The following is a 17,845-nucleotide window of genomic DNA, read 5'->3' as shown; positions in this document are numbered from 1 at the left end:
GAGGGGCCTAGGCGGGCCTGCGGCCGATCTGGACGTTCTCCAGCACCCCCAGCGCGTCGGGCACCAGGATGGCGGCGGAGTAGTACGTCGTGACGAGGTAGGACAGGACCGCCTGGTCGTTGATCCCCATGAAGCGCACCGAGAGGCCCGGTTCGTACTCCTCCGGCAGACCGGTCTGGCGCAGGCCGACGACGCCCTGGTTGTCCTCGCCGATGCGCATGGCGAGGATGGAGCTGGTGTTCTCCTTGGTGATCGGGATCTTGTTGCAGGGCAGGATCGGCACGCCGCGCCAGGCCGGGACCTGCTGCCCGCCCAGGTCGACGTTGTCCGGGTAGAGCCCGTGGGCGCTGAACTCGCGCCCGATTGCCGCGATCGTCCTGGGGTGGGCGAGGAAGAACTTGGTGCCGCGGCGCCGGCAGAGCAGCGCGTCCATGTCGTCGGGGCTCGGCGGTCCCGCGTGGGGCTGGATCCGCTGCTTGAGGTCGGCGTTGTGCAGCAGGCCGAACTCGCGGTTGTTGACCAGCTCGTGCTCCTGGCGCTCGCGCAGCGCCTCGACGGTGAGCCTGAGCTGTTCCTCGGTCTGGTTCATCGGGCCGTTGTAGAGGTCGGAGACCCTGGTGTGGACCCGCAGGACGGCCTGGGCGACGGACAGTTCGTACTCGCGCGGGTGGAGTTCGTAGTCCACGAACGTGCCGGGGAGCACCGGCTCGCCCGTGTGTCCGGCCGAGAGCGCGATCTCCGCCTCGCCGTGCCGGTTCTGCCGCTGCTGGGGCAGCGCGCTCCACTGCTCGATGTGCGCCCGCAGGCTCGGCGCCGTGTCGAGCAGGGCGGCGAAGTCGCCGCGGGAGAGCGTGACGAGGGTGCCGTCGGTCTCGGCGGTGGCCGTGTAGTCCCAGGTGGCGTCGGCGTCCAGCAGGGCGTCGTCGCCGAACCGGTCGCCGTCGCCGAGCACCGCGATGGCGACCTCCTCGCCGTACTTGCCCACGGAGGTCTGGTTGATGCGGCCGTGGGCGATCAGGTGGAGCTGCTCGGCGGGCGCGCCGCGCTCCACGAGGACCTCACCGGAGCGGAAGTCGCGCTGCACGCACCGGTCGGCGATCGCGGTCAGCACGTCGTCCTCGTCGAAGCCCCGCAGCAGGGCCAGTTCGCCGAGCTCCCTGGGGATGACCCGGACGTCCGCGCCGTCCTGGATGAAATCGATGCGCCCGTCGCCGACGGTGTACGTCAGTCGGCGGTTCACCCGGTACGTGCCGCCCTTGGTCTCCACCCAGGGCAGCATCCGCAGCAGCCAGCGGGAGGTGATCTCCTGCATCTGCGGGGCGGACTTGGTCGTGGTGGCGAGGTTGCGGGCACCTGCCGTGCCCAGGCTGGTCCGCGGCTGCGGCTCCAGCTGTGCCTCCCGGCTGGCGTCAACGGTCATCGGGCAAGCACTCCTTCAGAAGGAACTCAAAGGCAGTCATCGTCAAACCTGTGCGTAACTGTTGAAAGTTGATAATTCAGGCCCAATATCGGTGAATCCGTCCAGAACTCAGGGAACAGTAACGGCGGGTGCGCCCCGTCCACCCACGAAATGCATGGGCATTACTTCGATGCAGTGACCTTGCCCGTCAGGGTGTTTGCGGCGGCCACCAGTGGTTTTCAGACAGCAGTCAATCCGGCCCAAGGGCCTGGCACGGTCACTCGCCCCTCTTCCCGCCCAGGAGTCGGCGCGGCCGCGTCCCTTTCCTTTTCGTAGAAGCAATCCGTGCGCCCGGCTCAAACGAATCCCCCGCACAGCCATGCGGCGCCCCGCCCATGCGCGAGGCCACGAGGAACCAGGGAAGGGCCCATGACCACACGCGAGAAGCGCGGGTGAGCACTCACGAGTGCGGAGGGTGTGGGGAGTGCTCGTCCACTCCTCCCTACGCTTGCGCGTCCAGCTCCCCTCCCCCCTCCGCGGCACGGCGTCCGCCCGGCCCGTCACGGGGGTACGGGCCGCGGCGGGCGCCGGCGCCGCCCCGGCGGCACCGATTCGCGACAGGGGGTCCCGGAACACCGCCTTCGCGGGACACTTCGGCCATGGCCTCCTCCCATCAGGCGCAGCCGCGCGGCGGGCTCGACGAGGCGACCGGGGCTGTGCCGGAGGACCGTTTGGAGGTCCAGGCACTGCTGCTCGCCGCCGACGAAGACGCCTTCCGCGAGATCTACGAGCGGTACTCCCCGCTCGTGCGGGGCCTCGCGGCGCGCATCACCCGCGACCACAGCGCCGCCGACGACGTCGTCCAGGAAGTGTTCGTACGGCTGTGGGAGAGCCCGCTGTCCTACGACCCGGCCCGCGGGCCGCTGCGCGCGTGGCTGGGAGTCGTCGCCCATCGGCGTGCCGTCGACTGGGTCCGCCGCGAGGAGCGGCACCGCAGGACCGCCGAGCCACCGGCGCCATCCGGCCACGACGAGACCGCCGACGCGGTGACCGCCCGTCTTGAGGCGCTCGGTGTACGCTCCGCCGCGGCGCGGCTTCCGGACACCTTGCGCACTCCGCTGCTCCTCGCCTACTACGGAAGCCGTACCTATCGTCAGGTGGCCGGTGACCTCGGCATCCCCGAAGGGACCGCCAAGACTCGGCTGCGGGCCGCCCTGCGCGCACTGGCCGCGGCACTCGCGGAGGAAGGGATCACACCATGAGCGGTGCCCCCCGCCCCGCGCCCCACGAACACGCCGTGCTGCGCTCCCTGTTGGGGGCGTGGCTCCTCGACGCCTGCTCGGACCAGGAGGGCGCCGCCGTCGCGGCGCACCTGGAGCGCTGCGCCGCGTGCGCGGCCGAGGTGCGGCGCCTGTACCCGGCCGCCGCCTCGCTGGCGGACACGGTGCCGTACGGGGATGCGGCACCGTACGAGGAGGCCACCGCACCGCCCCCGTACGACGGCGCCGCCCCGCCCGGAACCGCCGGGAACCCGTCCCGCTCCCCGTACGACCGCGTCACGGCCCTCGCCTTCGCCCGACGGCCGCCCGCGCCCCGCTCCGTCCCGCCCCACATCCGCCCGTACACGGACCAGGTCGCCACGCTGGACGCCGTCCTGCGCGATCTGACCACCGTGGAATGGGACACCCCCACCGTGGAGGGCTGGACGATGGCGCAGCTGGTCGCCCACCTCGCCGCGACCGACAGCCTCCTGACCGAGACGCTCGACGCCGGGGCCCGCGGCCCGCTGGGTCTGCCGGGCGACACCGTCCCCGCCCGCACCGAGGCCTACACGGCCTGGGCGGTCGGCCGGTCCCCCCGGTCGATCCACACGACGTGGCGCGCGCAGGCCGACGTGCTGCGCGACGTCCTGCTCGGCGAGGCGACCCTCCCGGGCGAGGCCGAGCGCCGTCTGTCCCTGGCCGGTGCCCCGCCGCTCACCGTGGCCGACCACACCGCGGCCCGTGCCTTCGAGACCTGGATCCACACCCGGGACATCGCCCAGCGCACCGGCCGTCGGCTGCCGCCGCCCACCGCGCGCTCCCTGTCGCGCATGACGGGCCTCGGCGTCCGGCTGCTCCCGCTCGCCATGCGGTTCCTGGGCACACCTCTGGGACGCCGCGTCCTGCGCCTCGAACTCACCGGCCACGGCGGTGACACGTGGCTCCTCACCGACCAGGGCCAGACCCCGCCGCCGGGCCCGCCCGACGCCCATCTCGTCCTCGACGCCATGGAGTTCTGCCTCCTCACCGGGGACCGCCTCGCCCTCGCCGAAGCAGCCTTCCGTGTCAGCGGGGACACCGCGCTGGCCGAGGAGGCCCTTGCCGCCGCACCCGCCTTCGCCGGTCCCTGAGCGGGGTTACGGCGGGTCCGCCGCGAGAGTGCCTCAGCGCTTGGTGACGGCGCCGAGGCACCGGTCGACGGCCGCGTCGGGCAGGAGCCGGGACAGGATCGCCGCGGCCTGCGCGTCGGCGCCGATGCGGTAGCGGGTCCTGGGCCGCGGGGCGCTCAACGCGTGACAGACACCGCGGGCGAAGTCCTCGGGCCGGGTGCGACTCGCCTGGGCCCGCTGTTCGTTCAGCCGCAGGAACCGTTCGAAGGTGGGGCCGTAGAGCTCCCTGATGCCCTCGGGTGTCCGGTCGAGGAGTTCGTGGCCGGTCTCCCGCACCTTGCCCCAGATGGGCGTGTTGACCGCGCCCGGCTGGACCACGCAGACCGTGACGCCCTGGGGCCGCAGTTCCCTGCGGAGCGCGTCGCTCATGCCTTCCTTCGCGAACTGGCCCGTGGCGTACGCGCCGAGATACGGAGCGGCGATGCTGCCCAGGCCCGAGGTGACGTTGACGATCCGGCCGCGCGTGCGGCGCAGGTGCGGCAGGAGGGCCTGGGTGACCGCGAGGGGACCGACGACGTTGGTGGCGAGCTGGTCGCCCAGCTCGCCCGGCGGCACGCATTCCAGGGGTGCCGACACGCACGTCCCTGCGTTGTTCACCAGCGCCCAGATGCCGTGCCCGCCCGACGCCTCGGCGACGGTGTCCGCCGCGGTGCGGATCGAGCTCTCGTCGGTGACGTCCAGGATGACGGGCAGGAGCGGCGCGGAGGCCGCTTCGGCGCGCAGCAGCTCGCCGTCGGCCTCCTTGCGCACTCCGGCGAAGACTCGGAAGCCGTGCCGTGCCAGATGCAGCGCGCAGTGCTTGCCGAGCCCGGAGGAGGCGCCGGTGATGACGACGGTCCGGCCCGCCCCGGTGCGGGCCTTCTTCTGACAGTGAATCAATTCATGCTCCTAGGCTGGCCGCTGGGGCGTGCGATGCGTGGGGGGTCTGTCCGCGGGCGGACCGGGGCGGCGTGGGCCGCCTCGGCGCCGGCTTCGTCCGCACCGCCGTCTACGGCGCGGTGCTGGCTGCCAGTACCGCGCGCACGGAGGCGTCGGCGACGGTCCGCGCGCGTGCGGGTGTGACGACGCCGTCGATGTGACTGAAGTTCCAGGCGAGTTGGCCGTGGCTGGTGTTCGCGGTCGCGATGAGCGCTCCGGTCACGGAGATCCCGGCCACGAGTTGGGCGTCGCTGATCCGCCAGGGGCCCACGCGCTCGGGGAAGTCGTAGCGCCCGAGGTTGGACAGGCACAGGTTGAGCGGGCCCTTGGTGTCCATGAACTCCATGAACCCCTCGGCCCGGGCGGGCGACTTCGGTCCCGCCCAGCGCAGCAGGTTGACCATCGACAGGTGTTCCTCGCGCCGGGTGCGGCGCGCCAGGTCCTCGCTGATGAACCGGGCCATGGGCCACAGCGCGGTGCCGGGCTGGTAGGGAACGTACGAGGGCAGGGTCGCCGCGTAGCTGCCCGCGTCGTCATAGGAGGGGGCGGGGTGCAGCCGGTCGCGGAAGTCGACGGGCGAACCGATCGCGAAGTGCGCGGGCGCCGTGATGCCCGCGTCCTGGGCGACGGCGGTGACCATGGCCGCCGCGAGGGCGCCGTGGACGGTCGCGCCGTGGCGTTTGCAGGCGGCCAGCAGGCCGTCCACCTGCTCGGCGGTCAGCGTGCGGTGCACCATGCGGGTCCGGCGCCGCTCGAAGGGAACGTTCCGCTGGGGTGTCACGCGCTGCGGGCTCAGGCGGCGTGCCGTCTGCTGGTCGCGCAGCATCAGGGCGCCGAGACCCGCCGCTCCCCGTCCACCGCGGTGTCGGCGCGGCAGCAGGTCCTCGGCGGCGGGCAGGGCCGGGTAGGAGGTGGCGGGCGGCTCCGCACCGGTGCTCAGGTGCCCGGCGAGTTCGATCCACTGGCGCAGCAGGGACAGGCCTGTCATCCCGTCGGCGATGCAGTGCGAAGCGGTGAGCAGCAGATCGTGGGTGTCCTTGCGCGGCTCGCCGCCCGGGCGGCTGATCACGGTGGCGCGCAGCAACGGGCCCTCGCGCCAGTCGATCCCGTGCTCGAACTCGTACTCGTTGACCTCGTGTTCCCAGTGGTCGTCGGAGTCCTGAGGGGACAGGGTGACGTGCCGCAGCGGGATGGGCCGGTCGTCCACGGGGCGGAAGGCCCCTGTGCCGCCGTCGCTGCTGATCGCGGCCCGCAGCAGGGGATGTCTGGCTTGGAGGGCGTCCAGAGCCCGGCGCAGGAGTGCGACGGGGAGCGTGCCGTGCACACGGGCGCGGACGACTCCGCTGAGGGGTGAGGCCTGGTCCGCGATCCAGTACCAGCGCTCCAGCGGGCTGAGTTCCCGCCGCACCTGCGGGGTGGTGGCGGGCAGGGCGGGAAACGTCAGCGCCTGGGCGGAGCGGCGGGCGAGGGTGGCGCGCGGGGTGAACCGGAAGTAGCTGTCGCGGGCCAGCCTGCGGGGAGGGGACGCGGCTTGTTCGAGGTCGCTCATCTCACGGGAAGCCGCCACCATCGCGCGGGTGCGCTCGCGGCGGCGGCCTTCGTACGTGCGCAGCGCGCGGGTTATGTCGTCGTCCGCACCGGGTTCGGCCAGGGTGTGGGCCAGGACGACGGCGTCCTCGATCGCCATCGCCGCTCCCTGTCCGAGCGTGGTGAGCATGGGGTGGGCCGCGTCGCCGAGCAGGGTGACGGGCCCGTCTCCCCAGCGGTCGCGGAAGGGGCGGTCGAAGGAGGGGACGGTGAGGATGTCGTCCTGCGACGTGGCGTGGACGACCTCGCGGATCTCCGGGGCCCAGCCGGTGAACGCGCGCTCGACGACGTCCTTGGCGCCGTACCGGTCGAGCGCGTGTGTGGCGGGGACGTTCTTGGTGCCCCACCAGTAGGCGCGACCGTCACCGATGTCGATCAGGCCGAAGCGCTGTCCGCTGCCCCAGTAGTGGCGCACGCTGCCGGGGGTGAACACCGGATGCTGGAAGGGGACGATGCCGAGCCAGCAGAGGTAGCCGCTGTTCCGCCCCTCTTCAGGGCCGTTGAGGTGGCGGCGTATCGCCGAGTGGAAGCCGTCGGCGCCGATGAGGAAGTCGCCGTGGGCGGTGCGGCCGTCGGTGAACTCGACGGTGACGCCCGTGCTTTCGGTACGCAGGCCCGCGGCGGTGGCCCCGAGGTGCAGGGGGCAGTCGCCGACCTCCGCGAGCAGGGCTTCTTGCAGCGCCGAGCGGCTCAGGCCCACGCTGGGGGCGCCCGCCTCGGCACATGCCTCGCGGAACGGCAGGTCGCGGATCAGGCGGCCGCGGTGGTCGAGGACGGTGAACGACTCGACGGTCCGGCCGCGCTTCTCCAGACCGAGGTCGATGTCGAGCGTGGCGAGTGCGCTGATCGCGTTGCTCATCACCGACAGGCCGGATCCGGCGGCACGCAGCTCTCCGGCGCGCTCGTAGAGCTCGACGTGGATGCCGACGCGGCGCAGCGCGACGGCGGCGGTCAGGCCGCCGATGCCCGCGCCGATGATCAGGGCGGTGCGGGGCTTGCCGCCGCCCTGGGCCTTCTCCTCGCCGAGCGTCACGCCGGTCATCGCTCCCCCGCCCGCGTCGCGTCGGCTGACCGGCTCGTCAGCAGGTCGGTGACGGTCTTCGCCGTGTGGTGCACGTTCGGTTCCTCCATGAGGGTCAGATGGTCGCCGGGCACGTCGATGACGCGGAGCAGGCCGCTGGTGATGTCGCTCCAGCCGTTGGTCCGGTCCTGGTGGCGGCTGCGGGCGGTGCGGTGCATCGCAGCGAGGACGGGCGGCAGCGGCTGGGAGGCACGGATCAGGGTGAGGTCCTGTCGCGTGTCCTCGGGCCGGTAGTCGAGCGCGGCGCGCCAGTTGGCGCGGTAGAGGTCGAAGAGGCGGTGGACGGCAGCGGTGGAGCTGCCCGCCGGCAGGACTCCGGCGTCGCTCGCGGCGCGGGCGACGAAGGCGAGCTTGTCGGTGAGCGAGGTGAGCGTGCCGGGGAACGACGGCATCGGCGAGTCGCCGCCGCGGTCGAGCCAGAGCAGCTCCCAGAAGAACCAGTGCAGGAGCGCCTCGTCGTCGTGCCGGGGGCGCGGGCCGGGCCTGAGGGCGGTGGTGTCGAGGAGGACGAGATGGCTGACCTCCTCCCCCGCGGCCCGTAGCTGACGGGCCGTCTCGTACGCCACGAAGCCGCCGAAGGACCAGCCGCCGAGCTGGTAGGGGCCCTGCGGCTGCACGGTGCGCAGCGCGGCGAGGTAGCTGCGGGCCATCTCCTCGACGCTGTCGAGCGGTGCGGTGCCCTGGTGCGTCCCGGCCGCCTGGAGCGCGTACAGCGGCTGGTCGTCGGGCAGGTGCCGGGCGAACGGCAGGTAGCAGAGCACGTTTCCGCCCATGGGGTGCACGAGGAACAGCGGCGGACGGGAGCCTCCCGTACGGATCGGTACGAGCGGGTCGAACGCGGTGGCCTTGCGGCCGGACCGCAGGCGTGTCGCGAGCGCGGCCGCGGTGGGTTCCGCGACGAGCGCGGCCAGGGGGATGACCAGCTGGTAGCGCTGCTCGATCCGCACAGCGAGGCGCATCGCGGTCAGGGAGGTACCGCCGAGCTCGAAGAGGCTGTCGTACGGCGCGACGTCGGGCAGCCCCAGCAGGTCGGCGAGCAGACGCGTCAGCTCCTCTTCGAGGGCGTCGGGTGCGTGGGCCCGCGTCACCGCGCGCCGGGCGAGGGGCATCGCGCGGAGCGCGGCGTCGTCCCGCTTACCGCTGGGGGTGAGCGGCAGCCGGGGGATCCACTCCAGGTGTGCGGGAACCATGAAGTCCGGCAGGACGCCCCGCAGTTCGCCGCGCAGCGCGTCCAGGTCGACGCGGTCGGCGTCACCGGTCAGGAACGCGGCGAGGAAGCAGTCGCCGCCCTCGCGCTGCCTGGCGACGACCGCGGCCTCCCGCAGGTGGCCGCGGTACGCGGTGAGCTCGTGCAGGGCGAGTTCCACCTCGGCGGGCTCGACGCGGAAGCCGCGCACCTTGACCTGGCTGTCCGCGCGGCCCACGCAGACGATGCCGCCGTCGGGCAGCACCAGGCCGAGGTCGCCGGTGCGGTACAGGCGGCCCGACGGGGTGAACGGGCTGGGGACGAAGCGCTCGTCGGTCAGCTCGGGCTGCCCTTCGTAGCCGTCCGCGAGGCAGGCGCCGCCCAAGTGGATCTCGCCCCGCGCCCCTGCGGGCAGCGGGCGCAGCTCCTCGTCCAGGACGTGCGCCTCCGCCCCCTCGACGGGGACGCCGATCGGCGGCAGCGCGGGGAAGGCCGCCGGGTCCCCGGCCATGGTGTGGGCGGTGGCGACATGGGTCTCGGTCGGCCCGTACTGGTTCTCCAGGATGACGCCCGGCAGCGCGGCGCACAGGCGGCGTATCTCGGGGGTGACGCGCAGTTGCTCGCCGGAGGAGATCAGGACCCGCAGCCCGCGCGGTACGAGGCCGAGGGCGTCGGAGGTCTCCGCCATGTGCTGGAGCGCCACGTAGGGCAGGAAGACGCGCTGGATGCCTTCTTGGTCGATGAGGCGCAGCAGCGCGGGCATGTCGTGCCGTTCGGCCTCGCCGACCAGATGCAGGGTGCCGCCGCCGCAGAGCGTGGAGAAGATCTCCTGGAAGGAGACGTCGAAGCTCAGCGGCGCGTACTGCAGCGTCGAGCCGCCCGTCGCGCCGCTGGACGCCGCGAGCTGCCAGGCCACGAGGTGGGCCAGGGAGCGGTGCGGCATCGCGACGCCCTTGGGGCGGCCGGTGGAGCCGGAGGTGAACAGGACATACGCGGTGTGACCGGGGTCGATCCGGCCGCGTGCGGCACCGGCGCCGACCGAGTCCGGTGCGGTGCCCTCGGGTTGTGAACGCGCCCCGGGTCCTTCGTCCTGCTGCCGTCCGGCGGTGTCCGGCCGCGGCCGGATGAGGTCCTCGGCGGGCAGCAGCGGCACGTCACCGGCGAGATGTGCGTGCCGGGCGGTGGCGATGACGCGGAAGGGCCGGGCCTCCGCGAGCATCGCCGCGAGGCGCGGGGCGGGGTAGTTGGTGTCCAGCGGCACCACCGCGGCACCGGCCTTCAGCACTCCCAGGAGTACGGCGACGGTGTGCGGCGAGCGGTCCATGGCGATGGCGACGCGCGCTCCCGCCGGGGTGCCTGCCGTCCGCAGTTGTCGTGCCACGTGGTCGGCGGCGGTGTTCAGGTCGGTGTAGCTCCAGCGGTCCTGTCCCCTCACCAGCGCGGTGGCCTGCGGCGTGCGCGTCACCTGCTCGGCGAAGCGTTCCACCACGCTGGGGTGTGCCTTGGGCGCGGTGGACGGGACCGGAGCGGCGAGGAAGGTGAAGTCCGGTCTCGCGTGCGGCTCTTCCGCCAGGCGCGTCAGGATCTCCAGGTAGTGCCGCGCGTAGAGCGCGGCCTGCGCCGCGCAGAAGGTGCTGCCGTCGGCGTCGACGCGCAGCCAGGTGTGGTTCCCGTCGGGTTCGGTGACCGCGTTCACCAGGAGCCGGAAGTTCGACTCCTCCCAGGTGCGCAGTGACCGCAGCTCGATGCCGGGCAGCTCGGCGAGACCGGCGAGCTGGTGGAAGTGCACGTAGTTGAAGGCGCTGTCCACGACCGGGCCGCCGTGGTGTTCCTCGACGGCGCTCAGCGGGTAGCGGCGGTGGGGGTGGCTGTCACGCTCCTGCCGCAGGGCTTCGCGGGCCACGTCGAGCCAGCTGTCGCGGGCGGTGTCCACGCGCAGGGGGACGGTGTTCAGGAAGAGGCCGACGGCGCGCTCGGCGTGGGCGCGTTCGACACGGCCGTGGGTGATCAGGCCGGTGGTGATGTCCCGGCTGCTCGCCAGCGCGCTGAGGGTGAGGCAGTGCGTGGCGAAGAGCAGGGACTTCACGGGCAGGGTGTGCTCGGCGGCGACGGCCCGCAGTCGGCGGACCAGGGCCCGGGGCAGGTCGGCGCGGTGCGCGACCGCGCTGTGCTCCCCGTGCGGCAGGTGCGGTCCGAGGCCGTCGATCCGCGGCGGTCCGGCGTGCGCGAGCGTGTCCCGGAAGTGGCGGCGGGCCGCGTCGTCGGCGAGGGCGCGCCGCTCCGCGTACGCGTAGGCGGCCGGCGAGGGCGGGGGCGACGCCGGGACCGGTGCGGTACCGGTGCCCAGCTCGTGCGCGTAGTCCTGAAGGAGTTCCCGCAGCAGGTTGGCCACGCTGGCGCCGTCGAGGAGCGCGTGGTGGAAGCTCAGCACCAGTTCCACGCCGGTGCCGCGCAGATGGGCCCGCAGCAGGTACAAGGGTGTCCCGTCGAGCGGGTAGGGGTGGTGGCGGCGCTCCTCGACGTGCCGCCGCACCTCGGCGTCGGCTTCGCTGCGGGAGAGGGCGCGCAGGTCGGCGACGTCCAGGGCGCCGGGCAGCCGGTGGTGGACGATCTGGAGCGGTTCGGTGAATCCGGCAAGGTCCATGGAGGAGCGCAGGACCGGGTGGCGCGCCGTCAGCCGGTCGAACGACCGGTGGAAGGCGTCGTGGTGCCAGGGCATGTCCAGGGTGTACTGGAACACGTCCTTGTAGCGGGCCGAGCCCTCGTGTTCACGGCTGTGGTAGAGCAGGCCGAGCTGGAGCCGGGTGAGGGGGAAGGCGTCGGCCTCGTCCGCGAGTCGCGCGCGGTCCGCCTCCGGCAGGAGCGCGAACGGCTCCGGCTCGGGATCGGTCTCTTCGGCGTCACCGTGGTGCGCGGTGGTGCGTGCTGCGAGCTGGGCCACCGTCGGGTGCTGGAACAGCTCGCTGAGGGTGAAGCGCAGGCCTCGCTTCTCCGCTTCGGCGCGGACCTTGAGCATCAGGATGGAGTCGCCGCCGAGCGCGAAGTAGTCGTCGTGGATGCCGACGCGCTCGACGTCGAGGACCCGCGCCCAGATCTCCGCGAGAGCCGCCTGCGTGGCGTCGAGCGGCTGTGCACCGGCCGCCTGGTCCGCCTCTGCCTCAGGGAGCGGCAGGGCGCGGCGGTCGGCCTTGCCGTTGGGGGTCAGGGGGATGCCGTCGATGCGCAGGAACCGGGCCGGGATCATGAAGGCGGGGAGCGTTTGTGCCAGGTGGTCCCGCAGCCGCTGTGCGGGGATGGCGGTCTCGGCGACGTAGTAGCCGATCAGGTGAGTGCCGCGGCGGGGTGTGGTGTGGTCGACGACCACCGCGTCACGGACGCCGGGGACGTCGGCGAGGGCCCGCGCGGCCTCGCCCGGCTCCACGCGGTTGCCGCGGATCTTCACCTGGGCGTCGATGCGTCCCAGGTAGGCGACGCTGCCGTCGGCGAGCCAGCGCGTGAGGTCGCCGGTGCGGTAGAGGCGACCGCCCGGGGTGAAGGGGTCGTCGATGAACTTCTCGGCGGTGAGGTCGGCGCGGCCCAGATAGCCGCGCGCGACGCCGACACCCCCGATACACAGCTCCCCCGGCACGCCGACGGGCTGGGGCAGGCCCGCGGGGTCCAGGACGTACAGCTGGATGTTGTCGATCGGACGGCCGATGGGGACCCGGGTCACGGGGCGGGCGGGATCGGACGGGCAGTCGTGGTACGTGACGTCGATCGTGGCCTCGGTGGGGCCGTACAGGTTCACCAGGCGCACCGCCGGGTCGGGCCCGAAGAGCCGGTTGAACTGGTCCACGCGCGCCGCGGGCAGTGCCTCGCCGCTGCAGAAGACGTGTCGCAGCGACGCGACGTCCGCCCGCGACTTCGGCTCCTCCTCCAGGAGGTCGAGGAAGGGGCCGAGCATGGACGGCACGAAGTGCACCTTGCTGATCCCCCGACGGCCGATCGTCCGGAGGATCTCGCGCGGATCCTGTTCCCCGCCGGGCGGCAGCAGGGCCACCGACGCGCCTTCGATCGCCCACCAGAACAGCTCCCAGACCGATACGTCGAAGGAGATGGGGGTCTTCTGCAGCAGGACGTCGCCTTCGCCGAGGGGGTAGGTCCGCTGCATCCATGCCAGGCGGTTCACGACGCTGCGGTGTTCGACCAGCACGCCCTTGGGCCGGCCGGTCGAGCCGGAGGTGTAGATGACGTACGCGAGGTCGTCAGCCGTGGCCGTCGGTGAAGGTATGCCGGCGCGCTCCACCAGCGGGCCGCTGTCCTTCAGCAGATCGCCGCGGTGCAGCAGATCGCCGACGCTGCGTACGGGCAGTTCGTCGGGGACGCCGGTCAGCGGTGCCTCGTCCTCGACGACGACCACCTTGGCGCTGCTGTCGGCGAGGAGGAAGCGCACGCGATCGGCGGGGTGGCGGGGGTCCACCGGAACGTACGCGCCGCCCGCCTTCAAGATGCCGAGCAGCGCCACGAACAGCTGCGGGCAGCGCGGCATCACCACGGCGACCCGGTCGTCACGGCCCACGCCGTCGGCGCGCAGGGCGCGCGCGACCCGGTCGGCCCGCGCGTCGAGCTCGGCGTAGGTGAGCGTCTCCCCCGCATGACCGGTCACGGCGACCTGGTCGGGGCGGCGGGCGGCCTGCTCCTCGAAGAGGCCGTGCAGCGTGGCCCGGTCGGCGAAGGGCACCTTCGGCCCGTGGCCGCGCACCGCGGTCAGGTCCGCGCGGTCCGCCGGGGTGAGCATCTCCACCGTCGATGCGGGCCGGTCCAGTGCGTCCAGGCCGTTCTCCATCAGTGTCTTCAGCTGCCGGGCGGCCGCCGCCAGCGGGAAGTCCGCGTCGAACACGTCACCCGCGCCGTCCAGCTCCACGCGCATGTCGGCCACGCCGTCGAAGGCCTGCACGGTCACGGCCAGGGCGTCCGTGTCGTGCCCCACGGCCAGCATGCTGGTGCGCCAGGCGAGGTCCGGGAGGCCCTCCGAACGGTCGTAGCGCAGATACGAGAGCGTCACGTCGAACAGCTGCCGAGGCCCCGCGGCCGACGGCAGCGCGCGCAGGACGTCACCGAGGGCGAGCCTCTGGTGGGGGCGCAGCGTGTCCACCGTCTCCCGCACGGCGGCCGCCAGCTCCCTGACGGTGCGCGTGCCGCCGACGGCGATCCGCAGCGGCAGGGTGTTGGCGAACTGACCGACGATGCCGTGCTGCCCGGCGTCGGGCCGGTTGTGGAAAGGGATCCCCAGAATCGTTTCCTCACTGCGGTGGACGCGGGCGAGATAGCTGCCGAGCACCGCGGCGACGTACGCGAACGGGGACAGGCCCGCGCTCTTCACCCGCTCCACCAGTGCACCTTCCACCACGAACGCGTGGCGCACCCGGTGCCCGCCGGCGGCCGGGGTGCGGGTGAACAGCGCGGGGGTCGCGCCGTCGAGTGCCCGCCGGTGGAAGGCTTCGTCCCGCGCGTGCTCCGCGCCGTTCCGGTAGCGCGCCTCCTCGTCGGCCCAGGCGAGGTAGGACGACGTCCCGGCCGGGGCGGGCCGTCCGTCGCCGTGCGCCCGCCGCCGGTAGTCCTGGAGGATCTGCCGACTCAGCAGGTCGAACGCCCAGCCGTCGGCGACGAGATGGTGTGCCTTGACGTGCAGGTGCACCACCTCGGGGCCCTCCACCAGCACCGTCGCCTCCACCAGCGGCCCACCGGTCAGCGGCAGGGCGCGCGCCAGCGAACGCTCCCGCCACGCGGCGCACCTCTCGGTGGCGTCCGGGCCGTCGGAGAAGTCCCGCACCCGGACCCGGAGCGGCTCCGGGTCCACCCACTGCCGGGGCGCCCCCTCGTGCTCGTCGAAGCGCAGCCGAAGCGCCTCGTGCCCGCGCAGTGCGCGCTCCGCGCAGGCCAGCAGGGCACCGAGGTCGACACGGCCCTCGATGCGGTCCCACAGCACGCAGTTGAACTGCGGCGACTCCGGCGCGCGTCGGGCGCCGACCCAGATGTCCCGCTGATACGCCGTCAGCGAGGTCCCTGCAACATCGTTCACCGCGTGCGCACCTTCCATGCTCCGGCCAGGGCGTCGTAACCGCCCGCCATGATCAACTACCGGAGAGTAAGCACACTGGGAACGGCGTCGGTTCCGGTTGGACCACAACGCGCCAATCGCCGCGGAGCCCCCACGGCACGCGGGGAGGGCCGCAGCGGAGAATCAACTACCGCTTGCCGTACGGGAGATGGCGTGCGCCCCGCCCGACAGGGCAGCCGCCTCCCGGACCGGCCGGCCGCACCACAGCGCGTGAGCGGTACATCGAAAAGTTGGCGCATTGAGGTCGTCATGCGCGGCAACAACGTCATGACGGGCCGTTTCGAGGACGCGGAGGCCACCGCCGAGGCGTTCCGCGGCGGCCGGTTCCACTCCGGTGACCTCGGGGTGCGGCATCCGGACGGCTACGTGGAGCTGCGCGACCGGGCCCGGTCGTGGGCGTGCCCGACGAGCTGTGGGGCGAGCGCCCGAAGGCCGAGATTCAGAAGTACGTGCTGCGGGAGCGCGCGGGGCAGGCCTGAGCGCCGGCCCGGTGGGTCAGGTCGTGCCACGGGCGTGAGGTGACGACCGGCACGCCCGAGGCCCGCGCCCGGTCGGCCAGCCATCTGCCGTACAGCACGCTGACGTCGGCCCGGTGGTGCTGGGGTCCGGCGTCCGGCTCGCGTGCGAGGTAGTTGGCCACCACCTGTGCCGGGTCGTCCTCGTGGACGAAGACGGCCCGGACGGGTCCGCCCGCCACCGCCAGGTCGGGGAGGAGGTAGTCGCCTTCGACGATGACGGGCGTATCGGTGTCCACGTGGTTGGCCACCACGGCCTCGACGGCCGGGAGCAGCGCCCGGGCGATCGCGATCTGCCGCTCCACCACCGACTCGGGTGCCTCGTACGCCGCTTCGGGGTGGGTGCGCCAGACGTGCAGCTCGGGCAGGTGCTCGGGCCGGGTCACCGCGAGGAGCGCCTCCACGATGTCGTCGACCTCCACGACGGGGACGTCGAACTGTCGCGCCAGGGCGCGGCTGACGGTCGTCTTGCCCGTCCCCGAGGCACCTCCGACGAGGAGGACGCGCCAGTCGGGCTGCCGCGGCGGCTCACTGGTGGTGTTCACGCGGGAACTGTAGCGACCGCCTGTCGGGCTTCTCCGGATGGGGCGGGAGCCGGAAGCCGACCTCCGCGCCGCCGTCCGTCGCACCGGTGGCGAAGACGGTGCCCTCGTCGGCCGTGATGATGTCGTGGACGATGGCCAGGCCGAGCCCCGACCCGGGGATGGACTGGGTGCGGGGGCCGCGGAAAAAGCGGTCGAAGACGGCGTGCCGGTCGTCCGGCGCGATGCCGGGGCCGTGGTCGCGTACCGTCAGGCGGCTGCCGTCGATGTGGATGGCGATGGGCGCGGGTGCGTCGCTGAACTTGACCGCGTTGCTGAGGAGGTTGTCGACGCAGCGTTGCAGCGCACGGGGCCTGGCCCGTACCGGGACGGGCCCTTCGACCGTGACGGAGATGTCGCGGCCGGTGCGCTGGCGGTAGCGCCGCGCGCTGTCCTCCGCCACGGAGGGCAGGTCGACGCTCGTCGGGTCCTCCCCGGTGTACCGGTCGGTGGCCAGCTCGACCAGTTCGCGGACGAGTTCGTCGAGCGCCGTGGTCTCCGTGACCAGGGTGGTGAGGATCTGCTCCTCGTCCTTCGGGTCGAGCCGGCCGCGGGCCCGCTGGAGCAGTTCGGCGCTGCCGCGCACCGAGGTGAGCGGGGTGCGCAGTTCGTGGCTCGCGTCCTGCACCAGTTGCTGCTGCTGGGCGCGGGAGCGGCGCAGCGCGCCCAGCATGGTGTCGAAGCTGCGGGTGAGCTGGCCGATCTCGTCCGCGCCCGCGGGCGGCAGGGGGGTCGACAGGTCCTGGGTGGTGGTGATGCGCCCGGTGGCGCGGGCCAGGCGGCGCACCGGGCGCAGGATGCGGCCCAGGACGATCCAGCTCAGCACCGCCGAGAGGCCGGTCGCGGCCACGGTGGTCCACGGGACGCGCCACAGGAAGGCGTTCTCGACGCGGACCAGGCCTTGGTAGTGCTGTCCGACCATCACCGCTCCCCCGTCGGGCAGCGGCTTGGTGAGCACCCCGTACTCGCGGCCCTTGACGAACACGTCCTGGCGGCTGGAGCCGGTGCCCGTGCGGGCCACTCTGCGGTCCGCGTCCGACACCGGCAGCCGGTCGCGGCCGGGGTTCAGGGGGCGTACCGTGCCGTCGGAGAGCAGCAGTTGCTCGGTGATGTCGGGGCGCACCGGTGGTTTGCGGGCGGCGCCGAGCAGCGTGGTGACCGTGTCGGCCCGGTCTTCGAGGCCGCGCTCCAGCTCGTTGGCGACCAGGTCGCTGATGCTGCGGTACGACGCGACGACGGTGATGCCGATGGCGAGCACGGCCGCCGCGACGACCACCATGGTGACTTTGGTGCGCAGCGTCAGGCGGGCCAGTCGTGTCAGGGGGCGCGCCATCAGGCCGACCTGACGGTGTAGCCGACGTTGCGGACGGTGTGGATGACCCGTGGGGCGCCGTCGTGCTCGGTCTTGCGGCGCAGGTAGCCGATGTACACGTCGAGGGAGCGTGAGGTGGTGTCGAAGTCGTAGCCCCAGATGCGCTCGTAGATCTGGGTGCGGGTGAGGACGACGCCCGGGTTGTCCAGGAGCAGTTCGAGGACGTCGAACTCGGTCTTGGTCAGGTCGAGCGGGTGGGGTCCCCGGTGGGCCTGGCGGGTCGCGGGGTCCAGGGTGAGGTCGCCGACGGCCAGGAGTTCCGCGGCGGCTTCGGGGGGATCGGTGCGGCGCAGCAACGCGCGGATGCGCGCCAGGAGTTCCTCGGTGGCGAACGGCTTCGCCAGGTAGTCGTCGGCCCCGGCGTCGAGCCCGGCGACGCGGTCACCGATCTGGTCCCGGGCGGTGAGCACGAGCACGGGGAGGCGGTCGCCGCGCCGGCGCAGCATCCGGCAGAGCGCCAGGCCGTCCAGGCCGGGCATGACCACGTCCACCACCGCCAGGTCCGGGCCCTCCTCCTCGATCAGGGCGAGCCCGCGCAGTCCGTCGGGGGCCAGCAGGACGCGGTAGCCCTCGAAGCGCAGCAGTTGGTCCAGGGTGCTGCGCACGCCCGGGTCGTCCTCGACGACCAGGACCGTGCGGCGGTGCTCAGGTGACTCAGTCATGAGCACATCTTCG

At 73.0% G+C, this 17,845-nt stretch carries 9 protein-coding genes; 2 read left to right on the top strand and 7 right to left on the bottom strand.

The annotated features are described in order from the left end of the window. Positions 1-7: 7 nt before the first annotated feature. Positions 8-1,420: a family 2B encapsulin nanocompartment shell protein gene (locus IG74_RS0108215; protein WP_030672024.1), complete on the bottom strand. Its 1,413-nt coding sequence runs from the start codon at positions 1,418-1,420 to the stop codon at positions 8-10. A 638-nt stretch (positions 1,421-2,058) separates the two neighbouring features. Between IG74_RS0108215 and IG74_RS0108210 the strand changes: the two genes are divergently transcribed. Then, a complete protein-coding gene (locus tag IG74_RS0108210; RefSeq protein WP_078868660.1) occupies positions 2,059-2,661 on the top strand; it encodes a sigma-70 family RNA polymerase sigma factor in 603 nt (200 codons plus the stop codon). After that, on the top strand, positions 2,658-3,791 hold the full coding sequence (locus tag IG74_RS0108205) for a maleylpyruvate isomerase family mycothiol-dependent enzyme (protein WP_030672019.1): 1,134 nt from the start codon (positions 2,658-2,660) through the stop codon (positions 3,789-3,791). The genes IG74_RS0108210 and IG74_RS0108205 overlap by 4 nt, the downstream gene beginning before the upstream one ends. Positions 3,792-3,824: 33 nt before the next feature. Here the strand turns inward: IG74_RS0108205 and IG74_RS0108200 are convergent, their stop codons facing one another. From IG74_RS0108200 to IG74_RS0108175, 6 genes are all read right to left on the bottom strand, one after another. Further along, positions 3,825-4,709, bottom strand: coding sequence for an SDR family oxidoreductase (locus IG74_RS0108200; RefSeq protein ID WP_030672017.1), 885 nt, complete (start codon positions 4,707-4,709; stop codon positions 3,825-3,827). 109 nt (positions 4,710-4,818) lie between these two features. After that, positions 4,819-7,377, bottom strand: coding sequence for an FAD-dependent monooxygenase (locus IG74_RS45675; protein WP_051854694.1), 2,559 nt, complete (start codon positions 7,375-7,377; stop codon positions 4,819-4,821). After that, entirely contained in the window at positions 7,374-14,681 is a 7,308-nt protein-coding gene (locus IG74_RS0108190) for a non-ribosomal peptide synthetase (RefSeq protein ID WP_051854693.1), read from the bottom strand. The genes IG74_RS45675 and IG74_RS0108190 overlap by 4 nt, the downstream gene beginning before the upstream one ends. A gap of 460 nt (positions 14,682-15,141) precedes the next feature. Beyond that, complete coding sequence (locus IG74_RS0108185; protein ID WP_030672011.1) at positions 15,142-15,762, bottom strand: AAA family ATPase; 621 nt, start codon at positions 15,760-15,762, stop codon at positions 15,142-15,144. After that, positions 15,746-17,131, bottom strand: a complete 1,386-nt coding sequence (locus IG74_RS0108180) for a HAMP domain-containing sensor histidine kinase (RefSeq protein ID WP_051854692.1) — start codon at positions 17,129-17,131, stop codon at positions 15,746-15,748. Before IG74_RS0108180 ends, IG74_RS0108185 begins: the two co-directional genes overlap by 17 nt. After that, a complete protein-coding gene (locus IG74_RS0108175) occupies positions 17,131-17,832 on the bottom strand; it encodes a response regulator transcription factor (RefSeq protein ID WP_030672006.1) in 702 nt (233 codons plus the stop codon). Before IG74_RS0108175 ends, IG74_RS0108180 begins: the two co-directional genes overlap by 1 nt. Between the last annotated feature and the right edge of the window lie 13 nt (positions 17,833-17,845).

The organism is Streptomyces sp. NRRL B-1347 (genome assembly GCF_000720325.1).
GTDB lineage: Bacteria > Actinomycetota > Actinomycetes > Streptomycetales > Streptomycetaceae > Streptomyces.
The sequence above is the reverse complement of the archived record's forward strand: the minus strand, read 5'-3'. Positions and strand labels throughout refer to the sequence as shown.

Coding starts and splice junctions, on each gene's coding strand:
- IG74_RS0108205 (WP_030672019.1), top strand. CDS start 2,658: ATGAGCGGTGCCCCCCGCCCCGCGCCCCACGAACACGCCGTGCTGCGC.
- IG74_RS0108175 (WP_030672006.1), bottom strand. CDS start 17,832: ATGACTGAGTCACCTGAGCACCGCCGCACGGTCCTGGTCGTCGAGGAC.
- IG74_RS0108215 (WP_030672024.1), bottom strand. CDS start 1,420: ATGACCGTTGACGCCAGCCGGGAGGCACAGCTGGAGCCGCAGCCGCGG.
- IG74_RS0108210 (WP_078868660.1), top strand. CDS start 2,059: ATGGCCTCCTCCCATCAGGCGCAGCCGCGCGGCGGGCTCGACGAGGCG.
- IG74_RS0108180 (WP_051854692.1), bottom strand. CDS start 17,131: ATGGCGCGCCCCCTGACACGACTGGCCCGCCTGACGCTGCGCACCAAA.
- IG74_RS0108190 (WP_051854693.1), bottom strand. CDS start 14,681: ATGGAAGGTGCGCACGCGGTGAACGATGTTGCAGGGACCTCGCTGACG.
- IG74_RS45675 (WP_051854694.1), bottom strand. CDS start 7,377: ATGACCGGCGTGACGCTCGGCGAGGAGAAGGCCCAGGGCGGCGGCAAG.